Source organism: Micromonospora sp. IBHARD004, from assembly GCF_052814115.1.
The window spans coordinates 3,377,275-3,402,440 of the sequence record NZ_CP199934.1; the positions used below are offsets into that span (position 1 = coordinate 3,377,275).

Annotated in this window: 27 protein-coding genes and 2 pseudogenes; 15 read left to right on the forward strand and 14 right to left on the reverse strand. The window is 69.4% G+C overall.

Going from position 1 to position 25,166, the window contains the following annotated elements; genetic code table 11:
• Positions 1 to 12: 12 nt before the first annotated feature.
• Positions 13 to 222 carry a hypothetical protein gene (locus ACTWO6_RS16400; protein WP_446220474.1) on the forward strand — a complete coding sequence of 70 codons (210 nt, stop codon included), beginning with the start codon at positions 13 to 15 and terminating at the stop codon, positions 220 to 222.
• On the opposite strand, the gene ACTWO6_RS16405 is transcribed toward ACTWO6_RS16400, so the two are convergent.
• Positions 217 to 1,215: a helix-turn-helix transcriptional regulator gene (locus ACTWO6_RS16405; RefSeq protein ID WP_446220475.1), complete on the reverse strand. Its 999-nt coding sequence runs from the start codon at positions 1,213 to 1,215 to the stop codon at positions 217 to 219. The two genes, ACTWO6_RS16400 and ACTWO6_RS16405, sit on opposite strands and share 6 nt — an antisense overlap.
• Before the next feature lie 62 nt (positions 1,216 to 1,277).
• Between ACTWO6_RS16405 and ACTWO6_RS16410 the strand changes: the two genes are divergently transcribed.
• Together ACTWO6_RS16410 and ACTWO6_RS16415 are read left to right on the forward strand one after the other, a co-directional pair.
• Entirely contained in the window at positions 1,278 to 1,865 is a 588-nt protein-coding gene (locus ACTWO6_RS16410; RefSeq protein ID WP_446220476.1) for a DinB family protein, read from the forward strand.
• Positions 1,862 to 2,323, forward strand: a complete 462-nt coding sequence (locus tag ACTWO6_RS16415) for a VOC family protein (RefSeq protein ID WP_446220477.1) — start codon at positions 1,862 to 1,864, stop codon at positions 2,321 to 2,323. Before ACTWO6_RS16410 ends, ACTWO6_RS16415 begins: the two co-directional genes overlap by 4 nt.
• A gap of 6 nt (positions 2,324 to 2,329) precedes the next feature.
• Here the strand turns inward: ACTWO6_RS16415 and ACTWO6_RS16420 are convergent.
• Positions 2,330 to 2,667, reverse strand: a pseudogene (locus ACTWO6_RS16420) (3-hydroxyacyl-CoA dehydrogenase family protein); the annotation flags it as partial.
• An 85-nt stretch (positions 2,668 to 2,752) separates the two neighbouring features.
• Entirely contained in the window at positions 2,753 to 3,529 is a 777-nt protein-coding gene (locus ACTWO6_RS16425; RefSeq protein ID WP_446220478.1) for a class I SAM-dependent methyltransferase, read from the reverse strand.
• A 318-nt stretch (positions 3,530 to 3,847) separates the two neighbouring features.
• Here ACTWO6_RS16425 and ACTWO6_RS16430 point away from each other — a divergent pair, with 318 nt between their 5' ends.
• Complete coding sequence (locus tag ACTWO6_RS16430) at positions 3,848 to 5,011, forward strand: IS110 family transposase (protein WP_446220479.1); 1,164 nt, start codon at positions 3,848 to 3,850, stop codon at positions 5,009 to 5,011.
• A 149-nt stretch (positions 5,012 to 5,160) separates the two neighbouring features.
• On the opposite strand, the gene ACTWO6_RS16435 is transcribed toward ACTWO6_RS16430, so the two are convergent.
• On the reverse strand, positions 5,161 to 6,060 hold the full coding sequence (locus ACTWO6_RS16435) for a LysR family transcriptional regulator (protein ID WP_446220480.1): 900 nt from the start codon (positions 6,058 to 6,060) through the stop codon (positions 5,161 to 5,163).
• A 71-nt stretch (positions 6,061 to 6,131) separates the two neighbouring features.
• On the opposite strand from ACTWO6_RS16435, the gene ACTWO6_RS16440 reads away from it, so the two are divergent.
• Positions 6,132 to 7,013, forward strand: coding sequence for a dihydrodipicolinate synthase family protein (locus ACTWO6_RS16440; RefSeq protein WP_446220682.1), 882 nt, complete (start codon positions 6,132 to 6,134; stop codon positions 7,011 to 7,013).
• Between the two features lie 70 nt (positions 7,014 to 7,083).
• On the opposite strand, the gene ACTWO6_RS16445 is transcribed toward ACTWO6_RS16440, so the two are convergent.
• Positions 7,084 to 7,416: an SRPBCC domain-containing protein gene (locus tag ACTWO6_RS16445; protein WP_446220481.1), complete on the reverse strand. Its 333-nt coding sequence runs from the start codon at positions 7,414 to 7,416 to the stop codon at positions 7,084 to 7,086.
• A 388-nt stretch (positions 7,417 to 7,804) separates the two neighbouring features.
• Between ACTWO6_RS16445 and ACTWO6_RS16450 the strand changes: the two genes are divergently transcribed.
• Genes ACTWO6_RS16450 through ACTWO6_RS16460 form a run of 3 tightly spaced genes read left to right on the forward strand, consistent with a single transcriptional unit; the run spans position 7,805 to position 8,844 of the window.
• Positions 7,805 to 8,137, forward strand: coding sequence for a DF family (seleno)protein (locus ACTWO6_RS16450; protein ID WP_446220482.1), 333 nt, complete (start codon positions 7,805 to 7,807; stop codon positions 8,135 to 8,137).
• Positions 8,137 to 8,340 carry a rhodanese-like domain-containing protein gene (locus ACTWO6_RS16455; protein WP_446220483.1) on the forward strand — a complete coding sequence of 68 codons (204 nt, stop codon included), beginning with the start codon at positions 8,137 to 8,139 and terminating at the stop codon, positions 8,338 to 8,340. The genes ACTWO6_RS16450 and ACTWO6_RS16455 overlap by 1 nt, the downstream gene beginning before the upstream one ends.
• Before the next feature lie 3 nt (positions 8,341 to 8,343).
• The gene (locus tag ACTWO6_RS16460; RefSeq protein ID WP_446220484.1) at positions 8,344 to 8,844 is read left to right on the forward strand and encodes a CBS domain-containing protein; all 501 of its coding nucleotides are present in this window, start codon (positions 8,344 to 8,346) and stop codon (positions 8,842 to 8,844) included.
• Here the strand turns inward: ACTWO6_RS16460 and ACTWO6_RS16465 are convergent.
• Positions 8,750 to 9,184, reverse strand: a complete 435-nt coding sequence (locus ACTWO6_RS16465) for a DUF3024 domain-containing protein (protein ID WP_446220485.1) — start codon at positions 9,182 to 9,184, stop codon at positions 8,750 to 8,752. The genes ACTWO6_RS16460 and ACTWO6_RS16465 overlap by 95 nt on opposite strands.
• A 124-nt stretch (positions 9,185 to 9,308) precedes the next feature.
• Between ACTWO6_RS16465 and ACTWO6_RS16470 the strand changes: the two genes are divergently transcribed.
• Entirely contained in the window at positions 9,309 to 9,779 is a 471-nt protein-coding gene (locus ACTWO6_RS16470; RefSeq protein ID WP_446220486.1) for a UPF0158 family protein, read from the forward strand.
• A 285-nt stretch (positions 9,780 to 10,064) separates the two neighbouring features.
• Here ACTWO6_RS16470 and aceE read toward each other — a convergent pair whose 3' ends face one another.
• Positions 10,065 to 12,758: a pyruvate dehydrogenase (acetyl-transferring), homodimeric type gene (gene aceE / locus ACTWO6_RS16475; RefSeq protein ID WP_446220487.1), complete on the reverse strand. Its 2,694-nt coding sequence runs from the start codon at positions 12,756 to 12,758 to the stop codon at positions 10,065 to 10,067.
• A 187-nt stretch (positions 12,759 to 12,945) separates the two neighbouring features.
• Complete coding sequence (locus ACTWO6_RS16480) at positions 12,946 to 13,569, reverse strand: GntR family transcriptional regulator (RefSeq protein ID WP_446220488.1); 624 nt, start codon at positions 13,567 to 13,569, stop codon at positions 12,946 to 12,948.
• A 173-nt stretch (positions 13,570 to 13,742) separates the two neighbouring features.
• On the opposite strand from ACTWO6_RS16480, the gene ACTWO6_RS16485 reads away from it, so the two are divergent.
• Entirely contained in the window at positions 13,743 to 13,970 is a 228-nt protein-coding gene (locus ACTWO6_RS16485; RefSeq protein ID WP_446220489.1) for a hypothetical protein, read from the forward strand.
• A 42-nt stretch (positions 13,971 to 14,012) separates the two neighbouring features.
• Here ACTWO6_RS16485 and ACTWO6_RS16490 read toward each other — a convergent pair whose 3' ends face one another.
• Positions 14,013 to 14,504, reverse strand: a complete 492-nt coding sequence (locus ACTWO6_RS16490) for a MarR family winged helix-turn-helix transcriptional regulator (RefSeq protein ID WP_446220490.1) — start codon at positions 14,502 to 14,504, stop codon at positions 14,013 to 14,015.
• Between the two features lie 108 nt (positions 14,505 to 14,612).
• Between ACTWO6_RS16490 and ACTWO6_RS16495 the strand changes: the two genes are divergently transcribed.
• The 3 genes from ACTWO6_RS16495 to ACTWO6_RS16505 are packed head-to-tail and all read left to right on the forward strand — an operon-like array spanning position 14,613 to position 17,476.
• Entirely contained in the window at positions 14,613 to 15,662 is a 1,050-nt protein-coding gene (locus tag ACTWO6_RS16495) for an LLM class flavin-dependent oxidoreductase (protein ID WP_446220491.1), read from the forward strand.
• Entirely contained in the window at positions 15,655 to 16,686 is a 1,032-nt protein-coding gene (locus tag ACTWO6_RS16500; RefSeq protein WP_446220492.1) for an LLM class flavin-dependent oxidoreductase, read from the forward strand. The genes ACTWO6_RS16495 and ACTWO6_RS16500 overlap by 8 nt, the downstream gene beginning before the upstream one ends.
• A gap of 37 nt (positions 16,687 to 16,723) precedes the next feature.
• On the forward strand, positions 16,724 to 17,476 hold the full coding sequence (locus ACTWO6_RS16505) for an NADPH-dependent F420 reductase (protein ID WP_446220493.1): 753 nt from the start codon (positions 16,724 to 16,726) through the stop codon (positions 17,474 to 17,476).
• A gap of 269 nt (positions 17,477 to 17,745) precedes the next feature.
• Here ACTWO6_RS16505 and ACTWO6_RS16510 read toward each other — a convergent pair.
• Positions 17,746 to 17,971 (reverse strand): annotated as a pseudogene (locus tag ACTWO6_RS16510) (transposase); the annotation flags it as partial.
• A 150-nt stretch (positions 17,972 to 18,121) separates the two neighbouring features.
• Between ACTWO6_RS16510 and ACTWO6_RS16515 the strand changes: the two are divergent.
• On the forward strand, positions 18,122 to 18,418 hold the full coding sequence (locus tag ACTWO6_RS16515; protein WP_446220494.1) for a GNAT family N-acetyltransferase: 297 nt from the start codon (positions 18,122 to 18,124) through the stop codon (positions 18,416 to 18,418).
• Positions 18,415 to 18,861 (forward strand): (4Fe-4S)-binding protein, encoded by a 447-nt coding sequence (locus ACTWO6_RS16520; RefSeq protein WP_446220495.1) that lies wholly within the window; start codon positions 18,415 to 18,417, stop codon positions 18,859 to 18,861. Before ACTWO6_RS16515 ends, ACTWO6_RS16520 begins: the two co-directional genes overlap by 4 nt.
• Before the next feature lie 837 nt (positions 18,862 to 19,698).
• Here ACTWO6_RS16520 and helR read toward each other — a convergent pair.
• From helR to ACTWO6_RS16540, 4 genes are all read right to left on the reverse strand, one after another.
• Complete coding sequence (gene helR / locus ACTWO6_RS16525; protein ID WP_446220496.1) at positions 19,699 to 22,074, reverse strand: RNA polymerase recycling motor ATPase HelR; 2,376 nt, start codon at positions 22,072 to 22,074, stop codon at positions 19,699 to 19,701.
• Positions 22,075 to 22,217: 143 nt separating this feature from the next.
• Positions 22,218 to 23,738, reverse strand: coding sequence for an MDR family MFS transporter (locus tag ACTWO6_RS16530; RefSeq protein ID WP_446220683.1), 1,521 nt, complete (start codon positions 23,736 to 23,738; stop codon positions 22,218 to 22,220).
• 134 nt (positions 23,739 to 23,872) lie between these two features.
• On the reverse strand, positions 23,873 to 24,199 hold the full coding sequence (locus ACTWO6_RS16535; protein WP_446220497.1) for a hypothetical protein: 327 nt from the start codon (positions 24,197 to 24,199) through the stop codon (positions 23,873 to 23,875).
• A gap of 92 nt (positions 24,200 to 24,291) precedes the next feature.
• Complete coding sequence (locus ACTWO6_RS16540) at positions 24,292 to 24,681, reverse strand: PPOX class F420-dependent oxidoreductase (RefSeq protein WP_446220498.1); 390 nt, start codon at positions 24,679 to 24,681, stop codon at positions 24,292 to 24,294.
• Positions 24,682 to 25,166 lie beyond the last annotated feature (485 nt).

Sequence of the window (25,166 nt, forward strand, 5' to 3'; positions counted from 1 at the left end):
GCGACGCTGCCGGTGCCCGCCTCCTTCGGACTCGGGCAGCCGGGCCTGGCCATGCTGTTGCTGCCCGGCCTCGGCCCGTTCGTCTCCGAGCTGATGGTGGTGGTCGGCACCGATCAGCGGTACGCGGTGGCCGCGGTGGTGGTGGTCAGCGCCCTGGTCCGCTCGACGCTGTACGTGCTGTGGACGTACCAGCGGATGTTCACCGGGCCCACCCGCTCATGACTCCTCCATGTCCGGCACCGGTGAGATCGTTGCACCGGCCGACAGCAGTCTCTCCGCCAGCGCGCGACAGCGCCTCCCGAGCTCCGGAGGGTCGAGTACCTCGAAGTCGTGCCCCAGCAGGACCACGTGCATGAGCACGAAGTCGAGGCTGCCGGCGCCACTGAGCACCTCGCAGAGCTCGCTCCCTCGCCGTCGTACGACGGCCGCCGACGCCGGAATCTGCGCGCGCACCGTGTCGGCCGACGCGTGCACGAGGAAGCGCGCCTGGTGCGGGTAGACCCGACTCGCCACACCCTCCTGCACGTACGTCGCCGCGTCGGGCGCCGCGCGCGGGCGGAAGCGCCAGGTCCGTGCAGACACATCGGTCATCCGGTCGACGCGGAAGCTGCGCCAGTCGTCGCGATCGAGGTCGTAGGCGAGGAGGTACCAGCGCCGGTCGGAGGCGACCAGGCGGTAGGGCTCGACCCGCCGCCGTCGCACCTCGCTCCCGGACGGGTAGTCGAAGCCGGCCTCGACCTCGTCGCGGCGGGCTCTGGCCAGCGTCATGAGCACCTCGGGGTCGACCGGCGTACGGCCTCCGCCGAAGGACTCCACCGAGCCGGAGAGCGCGCGCACCTCGTGCCGCAGCCGGGTGGGCAGCACCCGGTCGAGCTTGGTCAGCGCCCGGAGTGCGGCGTCGCCGGCGCTGGCGACCCCGCCACCCGCGTCGGCGAGCAGCGAGACAGCGGTGGCGATCGCCTCCTCGTCGTCGAGAAGCAGCGGCGGCAGGTCCTGCCCCGGGCCGAGCTGGTAGCCGCCGCCGACACCCTGGCTGGCATGCACCGGATAGCCGAGCGTGCGCAGCCGCTCGACATCCCGCCGTACCGTGCGCGGCGTGACCCCGAGCCGGTCGGCGAGCTCGGGGCCGGTCCAGACCTGGCGCTGCTGCAGCAGCCCGAGCAGGGTGAGCACCCGCTCCGTGGTACCCCGCACGTCACCGCTTGCCACGTCCATGTCGCCCACCCTGCCAGAGATAGCGGACCGATTCTGTCCGCTAGGGGTGTCAGGGTGGCTCCATGGATGCGGACGAACTCGACTGGAACCGGACGCTGCGCGAGCAGTGGGAGTTCCACTGGAACCATCAGCTGCGAGCCCGGCTCGACGGCCTCACCGACGACGAGTACTTCTGGTCGCCGGTGCCGGACACCTGGAGCGTGCGGCCGCGCGGCAGCTCGACGGCGCCCGTGCAGGTCGGTGCCGGGGACTTCACGATGGACTACGCCTTCCCCGAGCCGGTCCCCGCGGCCTTCACCACGATCGCCTGGCGACTCGGTCACGTCATCGTCGGCGTGCTCGCCGCGCGCAACGCGGCGCACTTCGGCGCGCCGGCGGCGTCGTACGAGACCTGGGAGTACGCCGGCAGCGCGGCCACCGCGCTCGACCAGCTCGAGGCCCAGCTCGACGTCTGGCTGGCCGGGGTGCGCGGCCTCGGCGAGGCCGGGCTCCGGGTCCCGGTCGGCGCGAAGGAGCCCTTCCCCGAGGCACCCATGGCCGATCTGGTGCTGCACATCCACCGCGAGATGATCCACCACCTGTCCGAGGTCTGCCTGCTGCGCGACCTCTGCCTGCACACGAAACCCGCTACGAACGGAGCAACCCGATGAGCCGCCACATCCAGGTCACCTTCGACGCCCACGACCCGCGGGCGCTGTCGTCCTTCTGGCGCGACGTACTGGGCTACGTCCACCCGGGCCCGCCCGGAGTCGACCTGCCCGCGGACGCCGACCCACTGGCCGCGTGGGACGACTTCCTCGCGCGGGTCGGCGTACCGGAGGAGCAGCGCAACACGAGATCGGCCATCGAGGACCCGGACGGGCACGGCCCCCGGCTGTTCTTCCAGCAGGTGCCGGAGGACAAGGTCGCCAAGAACCGCGTCCACCTCGACGTCCGTGCGGCTCCCGGGCTGCAGGGAGAGGAGCGGATGGCGGCGCTGGAGGTCGAGTGCGACCGGCTCGTCGCGCTGGGAGCGACGCGGGTACGTCGCTACGAGCCCGCTCCCCCGATGAGCGCCGGCTTCATCGTGATGACCGATCCCGAGGGCAACGAGTTCTGCCTGGACTGACGCAGCTCAGCTGTAGTCGCGGAAGCCGCGGCCGGTCTTGCGGCCGAGGTAGCCGGCGGTCACGAGGTGCTCCAGCAGCGGGGCGGGCGCGAAGCCGGCTCGCGGAACTCCAGGTAGAGCTCGCGCTGGATCGCCAGCGACACGTCGTTGCCGACCACGTCGAGGAGCTCGAAGGGCCTGATCGGAAGCGCACAGCCCTCCTTCATGGCCGTGTCGATCTCGTCGGCGGTCGCGCAGTGGGCCTGGAGCATCTTCACCGCGTCGTTGAGGTACGGGAAGAGCGGCGCGTTGACGATGAAGCCGGAGCGGTCACCGCACCGGACGGCCACCTTGCCGAGTTCACCTCGCGACTCGGCATGGTCTCGCCGTCGAGGTTGCGCTCGTCGCGGGCGCGTTGGTTCAGCTGACGGACATCTGATTATCGAGGCACTACTGCTCGCAACGCCGACGCGCGAGATGGACGGTGATGTCGGCGGCAATCTTGACCGTCTCAGGCAGGACCTGCATGATCCGGCTATATACCTGCTCTTGCTCCGAGATCGGCAATTCGAGATAAGCCGAGATGGTCGAGAGATGGCCAACGTAGTCGCGAGCACTCATCGTCAAGCGCCGCTCGATCACGGACTGCTGAACATCGGTGAACCATGCAGACCGTTGGAGCTCCGTACCCGGCCACTGCATGTCATGTCCCGGAGGCGTCCCATCTGGAGACGGAACCTCGTCGCTCTCCAAGAACGGTGCCCGGGCCGCGCGCACAGCTTCCTCCACAGCCGGGTCAGCCAGCTGGACTGGTCCACCGAACGAGGCAAACACGCCACCCGGCTCCAGCAGCGCGGCCATGCGCGACCACCGACCCACCGGGTTCGTCCAATGCAGCGCCGCTGCCGCATAAACCAGCCCGTAGCTCTCGCCCGGTCGCAAGTCCTCGAACGCGGCTTGCACGGTCTTGACGTTTGCTGGCACGTGCTTACGCAGCTCGGCGAGCATGGCCCCGTCAGGCTCGGTCGCGGTGACCGTGACCCCCCGTTGAGCGAACAGACGGGTTGCTTTGCCTGTCCCGGCGCCAATCTCGAGGGCAGTCCGAAACGGCTGACCCGCGTACGTCTTCACCATGTCGAAAAGCTCCACGGGATACCCCGGCCGGAACCGTTCGTATGCTTCCGCCACCACTCCGAAGCTCAGTGCGCGACCAGACATGCCGAGCATCCTGACACGATGTGGGCCGTCAATGCTCGGTCTTTTCCCGCGACCCAGCCGCCCGATCATGGGCAACGCTGAAGCAACGACGATCGCTCATCGGCTACTTGTTTACTGGCGCTACGACCGCAGCCCGGCCAGGCTTGGTCGAGGTGACCGGCGGGGTCGCTCTCTCATCGGCTGCCCACCGCGGTTTGGTGTGGCTCTCATCTGGCGTGCGTCCTGCCGGTCACCGTGGCGGGGAGAGGCTCAAGAGGGGTCTGCCCAGCTCGAAGTAGCGCTGCCCTCCTCGCTGACATCACCCGTGTCTGATCGAGGAGGACGAGCGTGGGACAGGTCATCATCGGTATGGATCCGCACAAGCGGTCCGCGACCATCGAGATCATCAACGACCGCGAGAAGATCCTTGCCCAGGGCCGGTTCACCACCGACCGCGACGGCTACCAGACGATGCTCAAGCTCGGCCGGCAGCACAAGGACCGGATCTGGGCGGTGGAGGGCTGCAACGGCATCGGCCGGCACATCGCTCAACGCCTCGTCGCCGACGGCGAGACCGTGGTGGACGTGCCGGCGAAACTGTCCGCCCGGGCCCGCGTGTTCGACACCGGCCAGGGCCGCAAGACCGACCCGGTCGACGCCCACAGCGTCGCCGTCGCAGCCCTACGCGCCAAAGGCTTGCGGCAGGTAGCCGTCGACGACGCCACCGTTGCACTGCGGCTGCTCGTCGACCGCCGCGACGGTCTTGGCCACGCCCGCACTGATCTGCTCAACCGCATCCACAAACTCCTGCTGGAACTGCTGCCCGGCGGAGCCAAGAAGTCCCTGTCCGCCCCGCAGGCCCGGACCCTGCTCAACACGGTTCGGCCGTGCGATCTTGTCGGGGCCACCCGCCGGCGGCTGGCGTCGGAACTGATCACCGAACTGGTCCAGGTCGACAAGAAGATCAAGGCCGCAAACAAGGAACTGACCGAGCTCGTCGAGACCACCGGCAGCAGCCTGCAGGACCTCAACGGCATCGGCCCCTCCGGCGCCGCCCGCCTGATCGGCGACATCGGTGACATCAGCCGGTTCGCCAGCCGCGGGCACTTCGCCTCCTGGAACGGCACCGCACCCCTGGATGCGTCCTCCGGCGACCAGCAACGCCACCGCCTGTCCCGGGCCGGGAACCGGCGCATCAACCGGGCCCTGCACATCATGGCCGTCGTCCAACTGCGCCACGACACCGAAGGACGCGCCTACTACCGGCGCAAACTCGCCGCGGGCAACACCCCGATGGAAGCCATGCGCTGCCTGAAACGCCGTCTGTCCGACATCGTCTACAAGCAGATGATCACCGATGCGAAGCAGGCGAGGACGGGCCCGGGAGGACACGTGGGGGCGACTCTGCAATCCAGCGCGGCTGACCCGATCCCCATGGTCAACACTTCGGAACAGTCACTTCCCGGACCCGCCGATATCCAGCCTAGAACACCACTCCCCGCCGCCTCTTGACACAGAGGGGTGCCAGAGTCGGACGTGCCCAACTCGCTGAAGTGGCAAGGCGCGATCAGCGGCAGGACAGCGAGTTCGAGTTGTGTAACCGGTGGGCGGGAGGTGGTGGTCAGCTGTCCGACTCGGCCGGGTGCGGCGGCCCAGGGTGCTCACTGGCCGAGGTAGGCCTTGGTGGACGCGCGGATCGCGGTGACGCACGCGGCCACAGCCGGGTGGGTGGCCGCCCCCCGCCGGTACGCGATGCGGGTCCGTCTCCGGGTGGGCAGCGGGACGAGTTGGACCCCGGCGGGTGGCTGCGCTGCGGCGAGCTGGGGCACCAGCGAGACCCCTTGGCCGGCCGCGACCAGCGCCAGTACCGTGGCGAAGTCGTCGGCGTGGTGGCGCACCTGGGGCATGAAGCCGGCCGTCCGGCAGACGCGCAGCGCGACGGTGTGGCAGAGGGTGCCGGGGCTGCCCACGATCCAGGCGGCGTCTCTGGCGCCGCGGATCGGGTCGGTGTCCGCTGCCGCACGAGCAGCGGCGGGCACAGCGAGGAATACTGTCTCGTCCAGCAGAGGCGCTCCGTCCAGGGCGTGGTCCGGCTCGACCGGTGCCACGTCGTAGTCGTGCATCAGCCCCACGTCGAGCCGCCGGTCGCGCAGCGCGTCCGGCACCGCGGCCGGGTCCAGCTCGCTCACCATCAGCTCGAGCCCCGGATGTTCGCGACCCAGCGTGACCAGCGCGGCCGGCAGCAGCGTGCGCACCGCGGTGGGGAACGCGCCGATGCGCAGCGGACCGGACAGCCCGGAGCCGGCGGCGGCCATCGCGGCGGTCGCCCGCTCGAGGGCGGCCAAGACGGTCTCAGCGTGCTGCGCAAGTACCGCACCGGCCGGGGTGAGCGTGACCCGGCGGCCGGTGCGCTCCAGCAGCGGCACGCCCGCCTCCCGCTCCAATGCGGCCAGCTGCTGAGAGACGGCCGACGGTGTGTACGTGTGCGCCTCGGCGACGGCGGCGATCGTGCCAAGGTGAGCCAGGTCGCGCAGCAGGCGCAGTCGGCGAACGTCGAGCATTAGCTGAGCTTACGAGTCTGTTGAGAAAGGTGAACTGGACCTTCAGTGCCCGGACGCCACAGGCTGGATGGATGACGACTCTCACCGGTGTGTACGTTCCGCTGATCACCCCGTTCGACGCCGCCGGGGCCGTAGCCCTCGACGCGCTGGAGACCCTCGCGCACCAGGTACTGGACGCCGGAGCGGCCGGCGTGGTCGCGCTCGGCACCACCGCAGAGCCGGCCGCGCTCAGCGGCCCGGAGCAGCGGGCCGTGGTCGACGTCGCCGCTCGGGTTTGCCGGGAACGCTCCGCGCAGCTGCTGGTCGGCGCTGGCACTGCAGAGGCTCTGCACACGTTGCGGGACCGGCCGGAGGTGGTGGCTGCGCTGAGCCTGGTGCCACCGTTCATGCGCCCGGGCGAGGCGGGAGTGCTTGCCTATTTCGCCGACCTGGCCGCCGCCAGCCCCGTACCGCTCGTCGTCTATCACGTCCCGTACCGGACCGGGCAGTACCTGTCTGCGGATGCCCTGCGGCGGCTGGCGGACCTGCCAGGCGTGGTCGGCGTCAAATACGCCGTCGGCGGGGTCGATGCCGATACCGTCGCGCTCCTCGCCGACCCGCCGAACGGCTTCGCCGTGCTCGGCGGCGACGATGCGTTCATCTCGCCGCTTCTGGCACTTGGTGCGCACGGCGGCATCCTGGCCTCGGCGCACGTCGCCACGACCCAGTTCGTGGAGCTGGCCGACGCGTGGCGCACCGGCGACGTGGGCCGGGCGCGGACGATCGGGCACCGTCTCGCGGTCCTGTCGACGGCGCTGTTCGCCGAGCCCAACCCGACCGTCGTCAAGGCGGTTCTGCACGCGCACGGCCGCATTCCCACCGCCGCAGTACGACTGCCGCTCCTGCCGGCCCGCCCGGACACCACACAGGCGGCGCTGCGCCGCGCCGATGCCCTGCTCGGCGCCACGACCTAACCGGCGAGCCCAGTTCGCGAAACATCCCTCATCCGTATGACCGGGCGGCCAGCGGCATGACAGGACCGCGCTAGCCCAATTCGACGAGTCTGGCGAGGTTCGCCAGGGCGATGCGCGTACCCGTCTCGTTGTCTTCGGCCGGGAGCGCGTCGGGAATGCCTTCATGAACGACGACGACTTCGGTGCGGCCGTCCACGTCGGTGAGCGTCGTGGTCATGGTCATCGCGCCGCGGAGCGCGGGATCGTCGGTCTCGAACTCGACGACCTCGACCACCTGCTGGTCGGGCACGATCTTGACGAAGTGGCCGTGGTAGGTGTCGGTGTGTGCCGTCGACTTGCCGGTATTGTCCGGCGCCTCAGGCTCGGTAGTCTCGGCCCGTGCAGATGCCGTCCCAGGATGCACGACACGGTCGGACTCGCGGTGCCGCGGGGTGCCACGGTTCGAGGGTGGCCACCACCGGGTGCCTCCTCATCGGCGCACCTCGGCCGGCCGAGAGGCTCCTGCCGGCCTGGCCGTCGCGGGGCCAGGTCCCAGTGGACGAGCCTCCGGCAGAGATCAACGCCTACCCCAACGTCCACCGGCTCGTGGAAGACCTGTGCCGCCATCGATCTGGAACGGAACCGGCGCGGTGCCGCTAAAGTCGACATGTCCGCAGGACTCAGACGGCTGTCAACTGCGCGACGGGGTGCCGGTGCGGCGAGATGACCTGGCGCAGGACGGGTGCCCGTGCTGCCGACTCCGACCCGCACACTGAATTGCTGCCCTTCGGTCTGCAGCTGGGGAAGGATGGATGAGCGTGATCGAGGTGTTGTACTTCGACGGCTGCCCCCACCACGCGGGCTTTGTGCCGCATCTGCGGGCGCTGCTCGACGCCGTTGGCGTGGACGATCGGATCCACGAGCGCGCGGTGGAGACTGATGCTGACGCCCAGGCGCACCGTTTCCTCGGATCGCCGACGCTGCGAATCGACGGCGCGGACGTCGACCCGACCGCCGCTCAGCGCACGAACTACGGGCTGCAGTGCCGGCTCTACCCGTCCGAGGACGGCCGTCGCGGCACCCCGCCCGACGAGTGGATCCGGGCCGCTTTGCAGCGCCGGGCATCTCGCCTGACGGCCGGCTGATGGTAGCCCGGGTCGATCTGCCGCGGCTGCGTGCGCTGCTGGACGCGGGCGCCCAGCTCGTCGAGGTGCTGCCCGCCGCCGAGTACGCCGACCAGCATCTGCCTGGCGCGCTCAACATCCCTCTCGAGACCCTCAACGCCGGCACGACCGCTGGTCTCAACCGCGCCTCCCCGGTCGTCGTCTACTGCTGGGACGGCCTTTGAGACATGAGCCCGCGAGCCGCGTGCCGGCTCGAAGCGCTCGGGTTCACCGATGTCTACGACTACACCGCCGGCAAGGTGGACTGGCTCGCGAATAACCTGCCCATGGAGGGCGGGGCGGACAATGCACCTACCGTAGGCAGCCGGCTCCGCCACGACGTTCCTACCGCCGGCCCTGACGAAACGCTCGGCGCCGTACGTGCCCGCGTCGACACCTCTCGTTACCGGTTCGCGCTCGTTGTCGCCAGCGATCGCACCCTGCTCGGCCGCCTCCGTCACGCCGCCCTCGCCGCCGACCCCGGCACCGCAGCTCACGTAGTGATGGAACCCGGACCATCGACGTTGCGACCCCACCTGGCCCTGGCCAACGTCGCGTTCCACCTCCGCAACCACCACCTGCCCTACGCGATCATCACCGACCCGGAAGGCCACCTGCTGGGCATCGTGCACCACGAGGACCTGACAGGCGGTGCCGGGGACCACCATGCCGAGACCGTTCCGGGCTGACGCCCACTAGTGCCAAACCCATCGCACGGTTGCGGTCCCGGTAGTACAGCGCCCAGGTGCCATTGCTCATGGTGTACCTCAACCGTGCTACGGGAAGCCTCGTCCATTCCGGCCCGATGTCGGCACGCCACGGCGCTCGGCATTCGACGACTGTGACGTGTCGGGCCGCCTCCTCACATTCAATGCGCACCTGGTCGCGGACACGTTCCGGGACGCGCTGGTCGCACCAACGACGGACGCGAGCCACGTCGAGTTCGGGGAGTCCGGTAGCTGCCACCTGTGCAGTCTCCCGTACTAGCACTCCTGGATCCTTGGCCTGCCGCAGAGCCGGAGCGTGCACTTCTCGGCTGCCGTCCGCGCGGTCGACGTGCTGAGGTCGCAGTCATGCGGCCGTGCTCATCCTGAGCTCCGCGTGCGGGGTCCTTCGTTCGAAGCCCTGCCGGGAGAGGGATTATTGTGGCCCGATGCTTGCCTTGAGCAGATTTGACCTGGAGGAGATCGCCACCGCGCTGGCGGACCAGACCGACTACGAGCACCGATGGCTGATCAACCCGCAGACGGGCGAGATCGTGTTCTGGACGGCGGACCTTGGAGTTGATGGGCGGGCGCCGGTTGACCTCGACGATCTGGATCTGGTTTGTATCGAGCCGCTGCCGTCCTACGTCTGGTACCAGGACATGGCCGACTTCGCCGAGAGGATCAGCGACGAGGCAGTCGGGCGGAGACTGGCGCGAGCCATCCAGGGCAAGGGCGCCTTCCGCCGGTTCAGGGACGAACTGCACGAGGAGTATCCGCACCTGCTGCCGGCGTGGCACACCTTCCGCGCCGTCCGGGCCCAGCGCCGGGCAGTTGAGTGGCTCGCCGACAACTCGCTCATCGATGACGAAGCGGCCACGCGATTCGTGACCGAGCACCCGGACCCCGACCTGCCCTGACTTGGGCGCCCAGACAGCGTTGATCCCGAACGCCAACCGCACAGATCTGTCGGCACGGGGGAGCGGATTGGGAGCAGCAGGGTGCCCTGAACGCCGCGCAACTGCACTCAACGGCGGCGCGACGCCCACCAGCGCATCCACGACCTCACGATCGAGGCGGACCCCGGCCACATCGCCAAGGACCCCACCATCTGGCTGGCCGGCCGCAGCTACCCCAACCGACCAGCCTGAGCCTCAATCCCGTACTTCTGAAACAGGCCCCAGACGAGCAAGTCCTGATCCGGGTTAGTGGTCGTAGTTGATTCCGTAGCGCTTGCGGGCCTCCTGAACGGTCTCGGGCTTGACCTCGCCGCGCCGGGCCAGGGCTGCGAGCGCCGCGACCACGACCGACTGCGGGTCAACCCCGAAGTGGCGACGGACGGCCTCGCGGGTGTCGGAGAGGCCGAAGCCGTCCGTACCGATCGAGTGCCAGTCCTGCGGCACCCACTGGCTGATCTGGTCCGGGACCGCCCGCATCCAGTCGCTGACGGCGAGCACCGGGCCGGGAGCGCCGTCCAGCACCCGGGTGACGTAAGGGATCCGGTCCTCGCCCTTGAGCTGCAGCGCGTCACAGTCCAGAGCGTCGCGGCGCAGCTCGCTCCAGGAGGTGGCGGACCACACGTCGGCCGCCACGCTCCAGTCGCTGGCGAGGAGCCGCTGGGCCTCCAGGGCCCAGTGAATGGCGGTGCCGGAGGCGAGGAGCTGCAGACGCGGGGCATCCGCCGCCAACTCCTGGGCATCGGCTTCCTGGAACCGGTAGAGGCCCTTGAGGATGCCCTCCTCGATGGCCGCGCCCCGCGGCATGGGCGGCTGGACCTTGGCCTCGTTGTAGACCGTGAGGTAGTAGAAGACGTTTTCCGCGTCCGGCCCGTACATCCGGCGCAGACCGTCGCGGACGATCACGGCGACCTCGTATGCGAAGCCCGGATCGTAGGCGATCGCCGCAGGATTGGTGGAAGCGATCAGGTGGGAATGGCCGTCCGCGTGTTGCACGCCCTCGCCGGTCATTGTCGTACGGCCGGCGGTGGCACCGATGAGGAAGCCGCGGCCTAGCTGGTCGGCGAGCGCCCACATCTGGTCGGCCGTCCGCTGCCAGCCGAACATCGCATAGAAGATGTAGAAGGGGATCATCGGCTCGCCGTGGGTGGCGTACGACGTGGCGGCGGCAGTGAAGTCGGCCATCGAACCGGCCTCGGTGATGCCCTCGTGGAGGATCTGGCCGTTCGTGGCTTCCTTGTAGTACAGGAGCATGTCGCGGTCGACCGGGTCGTAGGTCTGGCCGTGCGGCGAGTAGATCCCGGCGGTGGGGAAGAGCGACTCCATGCCGAAGGTACGCGCCTCATCCGGAACGATCGGCACCCAACGCTTGCCGGTCTCCTGATCCCGCATCAGATCCTTGACCAGGCGGACAAAGGCCATGGTTGTCGCGATCTCCTGACTACCGGACCCCTTGGCCAAGGTTTCGAAGGGCTTGGCAGGCGGCTCGGGCAGCACCACCGGGTGGACCGTGCGAGCCGGGGCGGGCCCGCCCAGCGCGGCCCTGCGCTCGTGGAGGTAACGGACCTCCGGCGAGTCGGTGCCAGGGTGGACGTACGGCACCAACTCATCGTTGAGCCTGCTGTCGGGGATGGGGAGTTCGAGGAGGTCGCGCAGCGCGCGGAACTCGTTGCCCGTCAGCTTCTTCATCTGGTGGTTGGCGTTGCGCGACGCGAAGCCGGGGCCGAGCGTGTGACCCTTGACCGTCTGGGCGAGGATCACGGTCGGCGCGCCCCGGTGCTCGACCGCGGCCCGATAGGCGGCGTACACCTTGCGAGGTTCATGGCCCGCCCGCGAGGCGTGGAAGCACTCGGCGATCTTCGCGTCGGTCAGCACCTTCGCCATCTCGACGAGCGCCGGGTCGGCGCCGAAGAAGTGGTCGCGGATGTAGCCGACATCCCGGGCCGCGTACGTCTGGAACTGCCCGTCGGGGACTTCGCGCAGCCGGCGTACGAGCGCGCCCGTGGTGTCGAGCGCGAACAGGTCGTCCCAGGCCGAGCCCCAGAGCGACTTGACGACGTTCCAGCCCGCCGCGCGGAACTGGGCCTCCAGCTCCTGGACGATCTTGAAGTTGGAGCGCACCGGTCCATCGAGCCGCTGCAGGTTGCAGTTGATCACGAAGGTGAGATTGTCCAGGCCTTCGCGACCAGCGAGGGCGAGCGCGGCGGTCGACTCGGGCTCGTCCATCTCGCCGTCGCCGAGGAACGCCCACACCCGCGAGGCGGAGGTGTCCTTGATGCCACGGTGCTGCAGATAGCGGTTGAACCGCGCCTGGTAGATCGCCGACAGCGGGCCCAGGCCCATCGACACGGTTGCGAACTCCCAGAGCCACGGCAGCCGGCGCGGGTGCGGGTAGGAGGGGAGGCCATCGCCGCCCGCCTCCTGCCGGAACCGATCGAGGTGGCCCTCGGTGAGCCGTCCGTCCAGGAAGGCGCGGGCGTAGATGCCGGGGGAGGCATGGCCCTGGATGTAGAGCTGGTCGCCGGAGCCGTCGGCCTCCTTACCGCGGAAGAAGTGCTGGAAGCCGGTCTCGTAGAGCCAGGCGGCGGAGGCGAAGGTGGCGATGTGGCCGCCCAGGCCATAGCGGCTGCCGCGGGTCACCATCGCGGCGGCGTTCCAGCGGTTCCAGGCGGTGATGCGCCGTTCCATCTCCTCGTCGCCGGGGAACTCCGGCTCGGCGGCGGTCGGGATGGTGTTGATGTATTCGGTCTCCAGCAGCTTCGGCAGCGCGAGGCCGGAGCCCTCGGCGTGTTCAAGAGTGCGGCGCAAGAGGTACGAGGCGCGGTGCGGCCCGGCTGCCGCGGTGACGGCGTCGAGAGAGGCGGCCCACTCGGCGGTCTCCTCGGGGTCGCGGTCCGGGATTTGATCGAGTGCGCTTGGCTGCTTTCGCCCGATGTCGGTCATGGTGGGCCGCCTTCCGACGGTTCCGGACCTCTCGTCCGCGGGGCGGGAGGTCGAGACGGTGAGACAGGGGACCTGCCGGCCGGGACAGCCCGGGGTCCAACGCCACTATAGATCTGATCGATGATCGATCAAATAGCGCCGAGCAAGCTTTCCGCTGGCCACGAAAGTGGCATCCCATGTCGCGAAATCAGACGTGGGGAGCACAACCGAGCACATGCTCCTTGACCAACGCGTCGACCCGGGGATCCCGTCGCCGAAAGGCCTCAACGATGGCCTCGTGCTCCTCCGCGTACGACTGCTGGCGGGTGCCCAGCCAGCGGATGGAGAGCGTCGTCCACACCTCGATACCGAGCGACTCCCAGGTGTGCAGCAGCACGCTGTTGCCGGATGCGCGCACCAACTCCCGATGGAAGGCGACCGTATGCCGTACCTGGGCCTCGGCATCACTCCTGCGATCGGCCTCGTAGAGCGCGGCGACCTCGGGCTCCAGGACGGAGACGTCCTTGCCCAGCCGTGGCGCGGCAAGCGAAGCGGCGATCTGCTCGAGGCCGGCCCGCACGGGATAGATCTCCTCGAGATCGGCCGCGGAGAAATTGCGTACCCGCACGCCCTTGTTGGGTGCGGACTCGATCAACCGCAGCACCTCCAACTCGCGCAGCGCCTCCCGGATGGGCGTCTGGCTGACCTCCAACTCCACGGCAATCCGCCGTTCCACGATCCGCTCGCCCGGCTTCCAGCGCCCGCTGACAATCCCCTCGACGATGTACTCGCGGATCTGCCGAGGCAGCGAGCGGACGACGGGCGGGGCCATGGGCACTCCTCGGGAGATTGGTGGCTCCCTAGACAATACGGCGGCCAACCGGAGGGCCGAATCGACCCGCCACCCGGGCCAGCCCTGCATCGAGCAGGCCGCGCCATTGGTCAGGGTCTACGCTGTGGCCCGCGCCACCGCATGATCGTCGGTGTTCTTCTCACAAGCCATCGGTGACCAGCTGGTCGATCCGGTCTTCCAGCGGGTTCCCCGCCGCGGAAGGCCCCGGCTCCGTCTCGCAGGCGCCGCAGCTTCCGGCAGGGTTCACCGACACGTTCACCAGCGGGTACGTCGACGCTGGTGGAATTCGCCAGCGCGTGGTTGCGCACGAGATCAACATCCACACCGAAGAGGTCACTGGTTCGATCCCAGTATCGCCCATCGCAAATATTTTCAGGTAGGGAGCCCGTTGCCGGAGGCGCCGGTAACGGGCTCCCGGATCGTCACGGTTTGCGGGATGAGCCGAGATGCGCGCTGAGCGTTGCGGCGACCTCGCCTGCCGCGGCGAGTTGATCCGGCGTGAGCGCGTCGACGAAGAGTTCGCGGACGGCGCGCAGATGCGGGACCGTCGCACCCCGGAATGCCTCCGCGCCGGTCGGGGTGAGCACGACCTCGGCTCCCCGGTTGTCGGCGGCGCACTCCTCGCGGCGGATGAGTGCGCGCCGCTCCATGCGGCCGAGGTGATGGGAGAGACGGCTGCGCTCCCAGCCGATGCCCGCCGCGAGCTCGGAGGAGCGCATCCGCGCCCCCTCGGCCTCGCTGAGGGCGAGCAGCACCGCGTAGTCGCCGGGCGACAGCGAGGACTCGCTCTGCAGGCGTGATGTGAGCTCGGACCTGAGTGCCTCCGCCGTCTCGATGAAGTCGCGCCAGATCCGCAACTGCTCGGCGGTCGGCAACTGGCGCCCTCTCCGCCGCTGCGGTGTGTTCTCCGTCATCCGTCCTCCATTTGACGTGTCAATCATACCGTGGGCACAATTGACACGTCAATCAGTCTGCCGAGGGTGGCGCGCCGCACTGCCTGGGACTGGAGCACGGAGGAGACCATGAGCGCCGAAGGCTTCGAACTGGGCCTCAACACATTTGGCGAAGTAGCCACCGACGGCGACCGTGTCCTGAGCGACGCCGAGACCGTCCGGCTGGTCGTCGAGGAGGCGCAGCTTGCCGAATCGGTCGGCCTCGACCTGTTCAGCGTGGGGGAGCACTACCGCGAGGGCTTCACGGACTCGGCGACGCCCGTGCTGCTCGCGGCGATCGCGACGGCCACCGAGCGCATCCGGCTCGGCACCTCGGTCACGGTTCTCAGCACGAACGACCCCGTCCGGCTCTACCACGAATTCTCGACACTCGACGCGGTGTCGAACGGCCGCGCACAGCTCATCCTCGGGCGCGCCTCGGCGACCGAGTCGTTTCCGCTGTTCGGCTACGACCTGGCCGACTACGAGCAGTTGTTCGAGGACAAGCTCGAACTGTTCATGCGGCTCCAGCGGGAGGACTCGGTGACCTGGTCGGGCACCGTCCGCAGCCCGCTGATCGAGCAGCGCCTGCACCCACGGATGCGACCGGGAGGCATCCCGACCTGGATCGGCGTGGGCGGCAGCCCGAGCTCCGTGGTCCGCGCCGCCCGCTACGGACTTCCGCTCATGCTCGCGATCATCGGCGGGCGCCCGCAACGGTTCGCCGGCCACGTCGATCTCTACCTCCGCGCGCTCGAACAGTACGGGCACGCCCCGAAGCCGATCGGACAGCACTCGCTCGGCCTGGTCGCCGACACCGACGAGGAGGCCGCGGAGACCTGGTGGCGCTACTGGCGACCGGTCGTGGCGCAACTGGCCCGCGAACGCGGCTTCTACAAGCCGACCCGCGAACGCTACGAGGCCGAGATCGACCGCGGGGCACTGTTCGTAGGGTCTCCCGAGACAGTCGCCCAGAAGATCGCCACGATGGCCCGCGACCTGCGACTCAGCCGCTTCGACCTCAAGTACGACGTCATGTACCTACCCCGGCGGGCCCGCGCCCGCAGCATCGAACTGCTCGGCCGCGAGGTCGCCCCGCGGGTGCGGGAACTACTCACCAAGGAGCCCACCCATGCCTGAAATCCTGTTCGGCCTCGACACCTTTGGCGACGTCCCGGAGGACGACTCCGGTACATCGATCTCCTACGCCGCCGCGATCCGGCAGGTCGTCGATGAGGCGGTGCTGGCGGACGAGCTCGGCGTCGACGCCATCGCCCTTGGGGAGCACCATCGACCGGAGTACTCGGTGTCGACCCCGGAGACCGTGCTCGCCGGCATCGCCACGCGCACCTCACGCATCCGCCTCGGCTCCGGCGTGACCGTGCTGAGCTCGGACGACCCGGTACGGGTGTTCCAACGCTTCGCCACCGTAGACGCGCTGTCACACGGCCGCGCCGAGGTCATCCTCGGACGCGGCTCGTTCACCGAGTCCTTCCCGCTGTTCGGCTACGACCTGAGCGACTACGACGCGCTGTTCGAGGAGAAGCTCGACCTCTTCGTGAAGCTGCTCGACGAGCAGCCGGTCACCTGGAGCGGCACCATGCGCGCCCCGCTCGAGCAGGCCGACGTCTTCCCGAAGACCGAGTCGGGGCGCCTCGCCACCTGGGTGGGCGTCGGCGGTTCGCCGCAGTCGGTCGTGCGCACCGCGCGCCACGGCCTGCCGCTCATGCTCGCCATCATCGGCGGCCAGCCCGACCGCTTCGCGCCCTACCTCGATCTGTACCGGCGAGCCGCCGACCAGTTCGGCACGACCGCGCATCCGGTCGGAATGCACTCGCCGGGCTTCATCGCCGACACCGACCAGGAAGCCAAGGAGGTGTTCTGGCCGCACTACCGGGTCATCCGTGACCGGATCGGCGCCATGCGCGGCTGGCCGCCGATCCGCCGCGCCGAGTTCGACGCCGAGATCGAGCACGGATCCCTCTACATCGGCTCGCCGGAGACCGTCGCCCGCAAGATCGCCCGCACGATCAACGCCCTAGGCGTCGGCCGGTTCGACCTCATCTACACCGCGGGCGCACAGCCAGTATCCGCCCGGCTGCGGGCGGTCGAGCTCTACGGCACGAAGGTGATCCCCATGGTCCGCGACATCCTCGCCAACTGATCCCACGTACGCGGCATCGAACACGATCGGAACAGACATGAACGACACCGCCGAGAACGGCCGCCGAACCATCGGCATCCTCGGTGCCGGCAAGCTGGGAACCGTTCTCGCCAGGCTCGCCCTGGCCGCCGGTTACCGTGTGCTCATCGCCGGCTCCGGCGACCCCGCCAGAATTGCGCTCACCGTCGAGGTGCTCACTCCCGGCGCGGTCGCCACCACCGCCGTCGACGCCGCGGCCCGCGCCGACATCGTCATCCTCGCCCTGCCACTCGGCAAGTACCGCAGCATCCCCGCAGACGCGCTGCGCGGCAAGCTCGTCGTCGACGCGATGAACTACTGGTGGGAAGTCGACGGCATCCGAGACGACCTCACCGACCCGCGCACGTCCTCGAGCGAGATCGTCCAGGCGTTCCTTCCCGGCGCCCGTGTCGTCAAGGCGTTCAACCACGTGGGTTACCACGACATCGAGGACAAGGCCCGCCCCGCAGGCGTTGCCGCACGCACGGCTGTGGCGATCGCCGGCGACGACCCCGCCGATCTCGCCGCCGTCGCCTCCCTCGTGGACGCACTCGGCTTCGCCCCGGTCATCGCCGGCCCCCTCGCCGAAGGCATACGCTTCGAACCAGGCACCGAGCTCTTCGGCGCTGACGTGGACGCTGACGAGGTCCGAGCCAGACTCGACGGCTTCCCGGAATCGGAGCGTGGGCGGATCGTCGCCCGCGCGCGTGCCGAGACGCCGGGACTGAAGACGAACGGCTCTGGCACGAAGGCGGTGGTGAGCCCGTCCTGAGCGATGTGTCGGGTGCGGCAGCCTGCCACCAGGCCGCCGGGCTGGAGCCTCCACGTGCGCCCGGAGGCCCGCTCGCGGACGAGGCTTTATCGGGCGCGCCCCAGCGGCGGCGTTCGGGCTGATGGCGGTCGGCGGCGCCATCGGAGGTTCGGGGAGCGGATTGGGAGCAGCGGGCTGCACTGAACGGCCGTCAATTGCACCCAACGGCACCCAACTGCACGGCACCGCCCCCTACCTGCCGTCTCGCGTTTGCCCAGGTCAGAATGCTCGACGGCGCGGAGATCGGCGGCCGTGTGCTGCGACAGGTCGGTGCGTTTGGGGAAGTACTGACGCAGCAGCCCGTTGGTGTTCTCGTTGGTGCCGCCTTGCCATGGCTGGCCTGGATGGGCGAAGGACACGCCGTCACGCAGCAGCGGTGCGATCTGCGTCCTGGTCCCAGGTGAGGGTGAGTCGCGCCGCCTCCGGAAGCTCCGCCAGCACGGCGAGCAGGCACTTTTCTCCGAGCGCCCAGAAGCCTGACGCCTGGCGGAGTGTGATGACGGGAACAGCCCCCACAGACAGTTGGCCAGGTCGGCGATGGGTGGAGGAACATGTACGCACGCTCCGGGTGCACGCGGCGGGGCCGATCAACCAGGGAGGCGAACAGTGAGTGACGTGGACATGATCGTCATCCGGAACAACCCGGAGATGAAGAGGTACGAGGTGCTGGTCGACGGCACTCTCGCCGGCTTCGCCGACTACCGCCTCGTCGGCGACCGTGTGGTGTTCACTCACACCGAGGTGGACGTCGCCTACGAGGGGCGCGGACTGGGCTCGCGGCTGGTCGGGGAGGCGCTGGACGATGTGCGACGGCAGGGCCGATTCGCCACCCCGCTCTGCCCGTTCATCGTCTCCTACATCCGCCGCCATGCGGAGTACGCCGACCTGGTCCGGCACCCGTGACCGAGCCGGCCACGCACGACCCTTTCGATGACGGGAAGCGGTACTCCGGCCCGGAGATCCTGGTCAGCTACGACGCTCGCCGGTGCCGGCACGCCGGCGAGTGTGTCCGGGGTCTACCGAAGGTGTTCGACGTCGGACGACGCCCATGGATCCTGCCCGGGGCCGCACTGGGAGACGAGGTCGCGACCGTCATCAGGCGGTGCCCGACCGGGGCCTTGCAGTATCGCCTGACGACCGGTGCCGACACCGAGCAACCTGATCCGGTGACGACCGTACGAGCGGTGCCCGGTGGTCCCCTCCTCTTGCGGGGCGACTTGCGGGTGTGGACGGATCAGCCCGGCGTCGGTGTCGGGATGCGCCGCGAGACCCGGATGGCGGCCTGCGCCTGCGGCGCCACCGGGCTCGCCCCGTACTGCGACGGATCGTGTGGTGTCGAGCTCTAGTCAGCTCCCTGGCGGTCACCCGGCGGCGGAGTGTGGTTCGCAGGCCGCGCAACGATTCCCTGGCAGGGATGTTCTCGTAGACTCGCCGATTCGACGGTGCCAGGTCGACGTTGCCCATCCGCCCGAACGGTGGACCGGGGAGTCTTCATGACCGTCGCTGGCCGCTAGCGTCGTTCACCGGGACGGCCCTCCCTGTTGGCATCGGATGGACGTCCAGTTCCTACCCCCACTCCCGGCGCACCGGAGGCTGCTCGGGCTCCTCGTGCGGGGGATCCGTTTCTGCCGTCTCGACCTGGTCCGCCGGCGCGACTCGGGCGGGCAGCTCGCCGAACCTGACGTGCCGCAGGACTTCGAACTCCTCGTCCGTTAACCGGTCGGTGTGCCCTCGATCCTCACCCATCGCCGACCTCCCTCGTCGGGTTCCATTGTCCCCGCTGAGGCAATTTCGGTCACCGCAGGGTTGGATCAGCGAGGAGGCAGCGAGACCCCTCCCTAGGTCTCGCTGCGCTCCGTCAACCCGCAACTGCTCCTGTTGCACTAGTGCGGTGTCCACTAACGTTCACCGGGTTTGCGGTGGGTGTTGTGGATCCTCGCCCTGAAGGGCGAGCGACTCCCCACCGGGTGGTGGGGCGGGCCTCCGCGGGCCAACTGGTCCTCGCGCTGCCCGGGGTGGGCGGCGGGGGTCACGTCGGGACTGGCCGGCACCGGGGAGGTGCCGGCCGGCTCGGCGGTGCGTGACCACCTGCGGCAGCACAACGGCTGTCGGGGTGGTGGGTCCGCCGCGTTCCGTCGAACTTCGGTAGGGGTCCTCATGATCGTCAGGCGGCGATCACGTTGTCAGGATCTCGTGAGGATGACGAGTTGCTGGGTCGCTCGAGTCATCGCGACATAGCGGTCGACCGCTCCTTCAATGCCTTTGCCGAATGCTTCCGGGTCGATGAGGACGACCAGGTCGAACTCGAGCCCCTTCGACAGCTCCGGGGTCAGCGACCGGACGCGGGACGTCGTCCGGAATGTGGGATCGCCGATGACGCAGGCGATCCCGTCGGCGTGGGCGGCGAGCCAGGTGTCGAGGATCGAGCTCAGATCAGAAGCAGATCCGTGTACGACGGGGACGTCGCTGCTGCGGATGGAGGTCGGCACGTTGGCGTCCGGGAGCACGGCCCGGATGACCGGCTCGGCTTCCGCCATGACCTCTTCCGGCGTCCGGTAGTTGATGCTCAGGGAGGCCAGGTTGATCCGGTCGAGCCCGATCCGCTCGAGCCGTTCCTGCCACGACTCCGTGAACCCGTGCCTGGCCTGGGCGCGGTCCCCGACGATGGTGAAGCTCCGGGACGGGCAACGGAGCAACAACATTTGCCACTCAGCGTCGGTCAGCTCCTGAGCCTCGTCCACGACGATGTGCGCGAACGGGCCGGCGAGCAGGTCCGGGTCGGCACCCGATAGTCCGGACTCGTCGACCAGGGCGTCCCGCAGATCCTGCTGGCGCAGCATCGTCAGCAGGCCTTCGCCGTCGTCATAGACATCGGCCTCGATCAGGTCGTCGACGACCCTGGCCATGCGTTCGCGTTCGGCGGCGACCGCGGCATCGTGCCGGCGCTGACGTCGGGAGGCCTCCGGGTCGCCGAGCCGCTGCCGGGCCGCGTCCAGGAGCGGCAGGTCGGACACCGTCCAGGCCTGGGCGTCTTGGCGCTGCAACGTCCGAACGTCGTCGGGGCTGAGCCAGGGAGCGCACTTGCGCAGATAGGCGGGTACCGACCACAGATCTCCGACGAGGTCGGCCGCTTCGAGCAGCGGCCACGCGCGGTTGAAGGCCGTGCGCAGCTCCTTGTTCCGCTGTAGCGACATGCGGACCAGGTCGGCCGGTTCGTCGCCGTCGTGCTTGTCCACCAGGATCGTGAGCAGCTCCTCCCAGATCTGGTCGCGTGCCTCGTTGTGCGGGGTACCGGGTTCTCGTGCTTCGAACGCCTCGGCCCAATCGTCGGCGCTCAGCCGGATGTCGGACGAGTCGGTCGTGACCGTCATCCCCTTGGTCGGCGGCTCCTCGTAGAACCTGACGGCTGTCTCGATCGCCTTCACCAGGTCCGCGGACGACTTCAGGCGGGCCACCTCCGGGTCGGTCTCGATCGCGGCGGCGGCTCCCTCGGCGACGAGGTCCCGCAGGGTGCAGATCTGGACGTCCTCCTCGCCGAGGCTGGGCAGGACGTCGCCGACGTAGGCCAGGTACGGCTGGTGCGGGCCGACGAACAGCACGCCGCCCCGGCGGTGACCGAGGCGGGGGTCGGAGTAGAGGAGGTAGGCGGTGCGGTGCAGCGCGACGACCGTCTTGCCCGTACCCGGACCGCCGTCGACGACGAGAGCGCCGCGAGATCCCGCTCGGATGATGGCGTCCTGGTCGGCCTGGATGGTGCCGAGCACGTCCCGCATGCGGTTCGACCGGTTGCCGCCCAGGCTGGCGATGAAGGCCGACTGGTCGTCGAGCGCGGCGGCGTGCCCTTCGAAGCCGTCCGCGGTGAACACCTCGTCCCAGTAGTCGCTGATCCGGCCGCGGGTCCAGCGATAGCGGCGGCGGCTGGCCAGGCCCATCGGGTTGGCGTGGGTCGCTCCGAAGAACGGCTCAGCCGCCGGGGAGCGCCAGTCGATCAGCAGCCGACGACCCGCGCTGTCCGTGAGGCCCTGTCGTCCGACGTACACCGGCTCGGGGTTGTCCGCGCTGACCATGCGTCCCAGGCACAGGTCCAGGTCGAAGCGACGCAGTTGTCGCAGGCGAGCGGTCAGTCGGCGGACCTCCTGGTCCCGGTCCACCGCCTGCCGGCCCTTGCCGCCGGGTGCCTTGCGGGCGGCGTCGAGGCGGTCGGACAGGTCGGCGTCCACCTGCTCGAGGCTCTCCGCGATGGCCGCGAAGTGCTGCTCGTCGCCGGCGATCAGCGTCGGGTCGGCCTTGGGGGAGAGGTGGTCGGGAAGGTCAAACACGCTGGTAGTCAGGGGGTTCACGGCATCAGCTCCGATCTGAGGTCGCTTGCAATGGGAGACGAGTGCGCGGCGGCCCTGCGCGCGGATCGCCTCGATGGCCACCCGGGCGATGTCTTTCGAGGCGCGCATGGGCATGCTGCCGAAGCCCACGTACACCGGTGGTGTGCCGGCGTCCAGGAACGCCACCGACTCGGCCGGGAGCGGGCGCTCGTCCGGCAGGATCCACGCGCCGGTCTGCATGACGTCGAGGTCCGTCGGCTCCTGCCACGGGCCGAGGATCGGGTCCGCCGCCAGCCACGGGTGGTCGGTGCGGCGTGGCCGTCATCATGTACGCCCCGCGCGGCGCCTGACCCGTGGCCGACGGGCCAGGCGCCCCGCGCGACTCAGCGCGGTGCCGCCGCCGCTTCCCGCGCACGGCGCTCGTCGCCGGTGAGGGTGGACAGCGGCTTCTCCTTGATGAGGACCACCGCGAGCACGGCGAGGAACGCGATCGGCGCGGCCACCAGGAACAGGTCCGAGGTCGCCGTGCCGTAGATGTCGCGGATCACGGCGAGGACCGGCGCGGGCAGCGTCTCGAGGTCGGGCACCTTGGCGCTGCCGCCCCCGGTCGCCGCCGCACCGAAGTGGTCGACGAAGAGCGAGGTCACCCTGTTGGTGAGCACCGCGCCCAGCGCGCTCACCCCGATCGCGCCGCCCATGCTGCGGAAGAAGGTGAGCGTCGAGGTGGCCGCGCCCAACTCGGCAGCGGGCACGTCGTTCTGCGCGGCGAGCACGAGGTTCTGCATGAGCATGCCGACCCCGACCCCGAGCACCACCATGTACGCCGCCAGCAGCACCACGCCGGTCTTCGCGTCGATCGTGCTGAGCAACAGGAAGCCGCCGGTCATCACGAGCGAGCCCACCACCAGGTACGCCTTCCAGCGCCCGAACCGGGTGATGAGTTGTCCGGCGACCGTCGAGGACACCAGCAGACCGAAAATCATCGGCAGGCTCATCAGGCCGGCCACCGTCGGGGACTTACCGAGCGCTACCTGGAAGTACTGCGACAGGAACACCGTACCGCCGAACAGCGCCACGCCGACCAGCGTGCTGGCCACCACGGTCAGCGTGACCGTGCGGTTGCGGAAGATGCCGAGCGGGATGATCGGCTCCGCGGCCCGCGACTCGGTCCACACCGCGAGCGCGAGCAGGAGCACGCCGCCGCAGACGAACGCCGCGGTCTGCCACGAGCCCCAGGCGAAGTGCTGACCGGCCAGGCTGGACCAGATCAGCAGCGTACAGACGCCGGCCATGATCAGCAGCGCGCCCAGCCAGTCGACCTTCACGGGCCGCCGGACGATCGGCAGGTGCAGCGTCTTCTGCAGCAGGGCGATCGCGGCCAGCGAGAACGGGATGCCGATGAAGAAGCACCAGCGCCAGCCCAGCCACGAGGTGTCCACCAGCGCGCCGCCGATCAGCGGGCCGGCGATCGTGGCCGCGCCGAACACCGCGCCGAAGACGCCGGAGTAGCGGCCCAGCTCGCGCGGCGGGATCATCGCGGCCATCACGATCATCGCGAGCGCGCCCATGCCGCCGGCGCCCACGCCCTGCGCGATGCGGCTGACCAGCAGCAGCGTGACGTTCGGCGCGAAGCCGGCGATCAGCGAGCCGACCACGAACAGGCTCAGCGAGAGCTGGATCAGCAGCTTCTTACTGTAGAGGTCGGCCATCTTGCCCCAGAGCGGCACGGTCGCGGTCATCGACAGCAGCTCGGTGGTGACCACCCAGGTGTAGACCGACTGGGTGCCCCCGAGGTCGGCGATGATGCGCGGCAGCGCGTTGGAGACGATCGTCGAGGCCAGGATCGTGACGAACATGCCGAGCATGAGGCCGGACAGCGCCTGGATCACCTCGGCGTGCGACATCCGCCCGGACTGCTCGGCCGGCACCTCGTCGCGGGCGGCCGCCTCGGCGGCCACGGGCACGCCGGCCACGGCCAGGTCGGCCGGCGCGATCGCCGCCGGGGTCCCGGCCGCGCTCGGCTCGGGTTGAACGGTCATCAGCTCTCCTCGGTGGTAGGGGTGGGTGTGGCCAGGCCGCCGGCGAGCATCGCGAACGCCTCGTCCACCTGGTCGGCGAGCGGGGCCGCGCCGTCGCCCGCCGTGGCCCAGCGGATCATCGCGGTGCGGAACGCGGCGCCCGTGAAGGGCCGCGACGACCTGCGCGTACGCGTCGCGCGGCCCAAGACGTGGTCGCGGACGTTGTCCACCGGTGGCAGGCCGATCGACGCCCGGTGGATGTCGAGCGCCGCGCCGAACAGCGCGTGCGGCGACGGCAGCATGATCACGACCGGCACGTCGCCCAACCGGTCCAGGCGCGACAGCATGGCGAGCGGCCTGCGCAGGCCCGCTCCACCGCGTGTGCTACGTCGCCATCCCCAACCCGCTCAGGTTTGTGTAGCCCCATCCTGGCGAGATTTCACACCGTACGGCTCGCTCGCGGCCCGTCCAGCCCCCACGAGACGATCTTGGTAGGTGTGATCCTGATGATCTCCCGGGAGAGGTACGGCAGGGGCGGCTCGTGGTCCGTCAGCGCCACCGCCGTGCCCCGGATCTCGATGCCTCGGGGCGCCCACGGATCGACCGTCGCCAGGTCGTCCACGACGAACGCGACCGTGCTGCCCTGCTGGACGTTCCGGAACTTCTTCGACGAGCCCAACGCGCCCCCGCCGATGACGATCGTGCCAGTGCCGGCATCGACGAAGAAGTTGGTCGGGTTGTTCTGCACCTGCCCGTCAGGCGAGACGGTGGCCAGCCGCCCGATGTGCTGCGTGGCCAGGTAGTCGAGTTCTGCTTGGGTGAAGACCATGCACGTCAGCATGAAACCCCGTTCCCGCGCGACCCGATCGTCGACAACAACACACGCATTTCGCGACTCCCATTTCCGTAGGTTCTGGCCTCGGCCGACGATTCTGCGGCACGACCCGGGTCTTGCCGCAAGTCCCCCGGTGCGGTATATGTTGAGAGTGGAAGGGAGTGGGTACTTCCCTTTCCCTTGATCGTCCGCTGGACGGACAACCTCTCGCGACACGGCGGCGCGCCGCGTACGGCGGTACCGCCGGCCCAGGAGTGATCTCCCATGGGCCTACGGATGCAGTCGCGGAACGAGAAGTTCTTCACCCTCTTCAGCAAGGGCCGGCTCGAACGTCGTCGAGGGCGCCGCCATGCTCAATCCCCGTATTGAGCACAAACAAGATCCCACACAACACCTTGCGATCGTCCAGCGCCGCCGACCGGGATGGTCGGCTCGACGCGGCACGACCGGCAACAGCGGCTCAATCCCCGCCCACACAG

What these genes read in the sequence shown, in the direction of transcription:
- ACTWO6_RS16460 (WP_446220484.1), top strand. Translation starts at nt 8,344, where the DNA reads ATGAGCCCGCGAGCCGCGTGCCGGCTCGAAGCGCTCGGGTTCACCGAT.
- ACTWO6_RS16535 (WP_446220497.1), bottom strand. Translation starts at nt 24,199, where the DNA reads ATGCTGTCGCGCCTGGACCGGTTGGGCGACGTGCCGGTCGTGATCATG.
- ACTWO6_RS16480 (WP_446220488.1), bottom strand. Translation starts at nt 13,569, where the DNA reads ATGGCCCCGCCCGTCGTCCGCTCGCTGCCTCGGCAGATCCGCGAGTAC.
- ACTWO6_RS16455 (WP_446220483.1), top strand. Translation starts at nt 8,137, where the DNA reads ATGGTAGCCCGGGTCGATCTGCCGCGGCTGCGTGCGCTGCTGGACGCG.
- ACTWO6_RS16500 (WP_446220492.1), top strand. Translation starts at nt 15,655, where the DNA reads ATGCCTGAAATCCTGTTCGGCCTCGACACCTTTGGCGACGTCCCGGAG.
- ACTWO6_RS16540 (WP_446220498.1), bottom strand. Translation starts at nt 24,681, where the DNA reads ATGGTCTTCACCCAAGCAGAACTCGACTACCTGGCCACGCAGCACATC.
- ACTWO6_RS16495 (WP_446220491.1), top strand. Translation starts at nt 14,613, where the DNA reads ATGAGCGCCGAAGGCTTCGAACTGGGCCTCAACACATTTGGCGAAGTA.
- ACTWO6_RS16470 (WP_446220486.1), top strand. Translation starts at nt 9,309, where the DNA reads ATGCTTGCCTTGAGCAGATTTGACCTGGAGGAGATCGCCACCGCGCTG.
- ACTWO6_RS16530 (WP_446220683.1), bottom strand. Translation starts at nt 23,738, where the DNA reads ATGTCGCACGCCGAGGTGATCCAGGCGCTGTCCGGCCTCATGCTCGGC.
- ACTWO6_RS16450 (WP_446220482.1), top strand. Translation starts at nt 7,805, where the DNA reads ATGAGCGTGATCGAGGTGTTGTACTTCGACGGCTGCCCCCACCACGCG.
- ACTWO6_RS16415 (WP_446220477.1), top strand. Translation starts at nt 1,862, where the DNA reads ATGAGCCGCCACATCCAGGTCACCTTCGACGCCCACGACCCGCGGGCG.
- ACTWO6_RS16440 (WP_446220682.1), top strand. Translation starts at nt 6,132, where the DNA reads ATGACGACTCTCACCGGTGTGTACGTTCCGCTGATCACCCCGTTCGAC.
- helR (WP_446220496.1), bottom strand. Translation starts at nt 22,074, where the DNA reads ATGCAGACCGGCGCGTGGATCCTGCCGGACGAGCGCCCGCTCCCGGCC.
- ACTWO6_RS16405 (WP_446220475.1), bottom strand. Translation starts at nt 1,215, where the DNA reads ATGGACGTGGCAAGCGGTGACGTGCGGGGTACCACGGAGCGGGTGCTC.
- ACTWO6_RS16505 (WP_446220493.1), top strand. Translation starts at nt 16,724, where the DNA reads ATGAACGACACCGCCGAGAACGGCCGCCGAACCATCGGCATCCTCGGT.
- ACTWO6_RS16435 (WP_446220480.1), bottom strand. Translation starts at nt 6,060, where the DNA reads ATGCTCGACGTTCGCCGACTGCGCCTGCTGCGCGACCTGGCTCACCTT.
- aceE (WP_446220487.1), bottom strand. Translation starts at nt 12,758, where the DNA reads ATGACCGACATCGGGCGAAAGCAGCCAAGCGCACTCGATCAAATCCCG.
- ACTWO6_RS16425 (WP_446220478.1), bottom strand. Translation starts at nt 3,529, where the DNA reads ATGCTCGGCATGTCTGGTCGCGCACTGAGCTTCGGAGTGGTGGCGGAA.
- ACTWO6_RS16410 (WP_446220476.1), top strand. Translation starts at nt 1,278, where the DNA reads ATGGATGCGGACGAACTCGACTGGAACCGGACGCTGCGCGAGCAGTGG.
- ACTWO6_RS16490 (WP_446220490.1), bottom strand. Translation starts at nt 14,504, where the DNA reads ATGACGGAGAACACACCGCAGCGGCGGAGAGGGCGCCAGTTGCCGACC.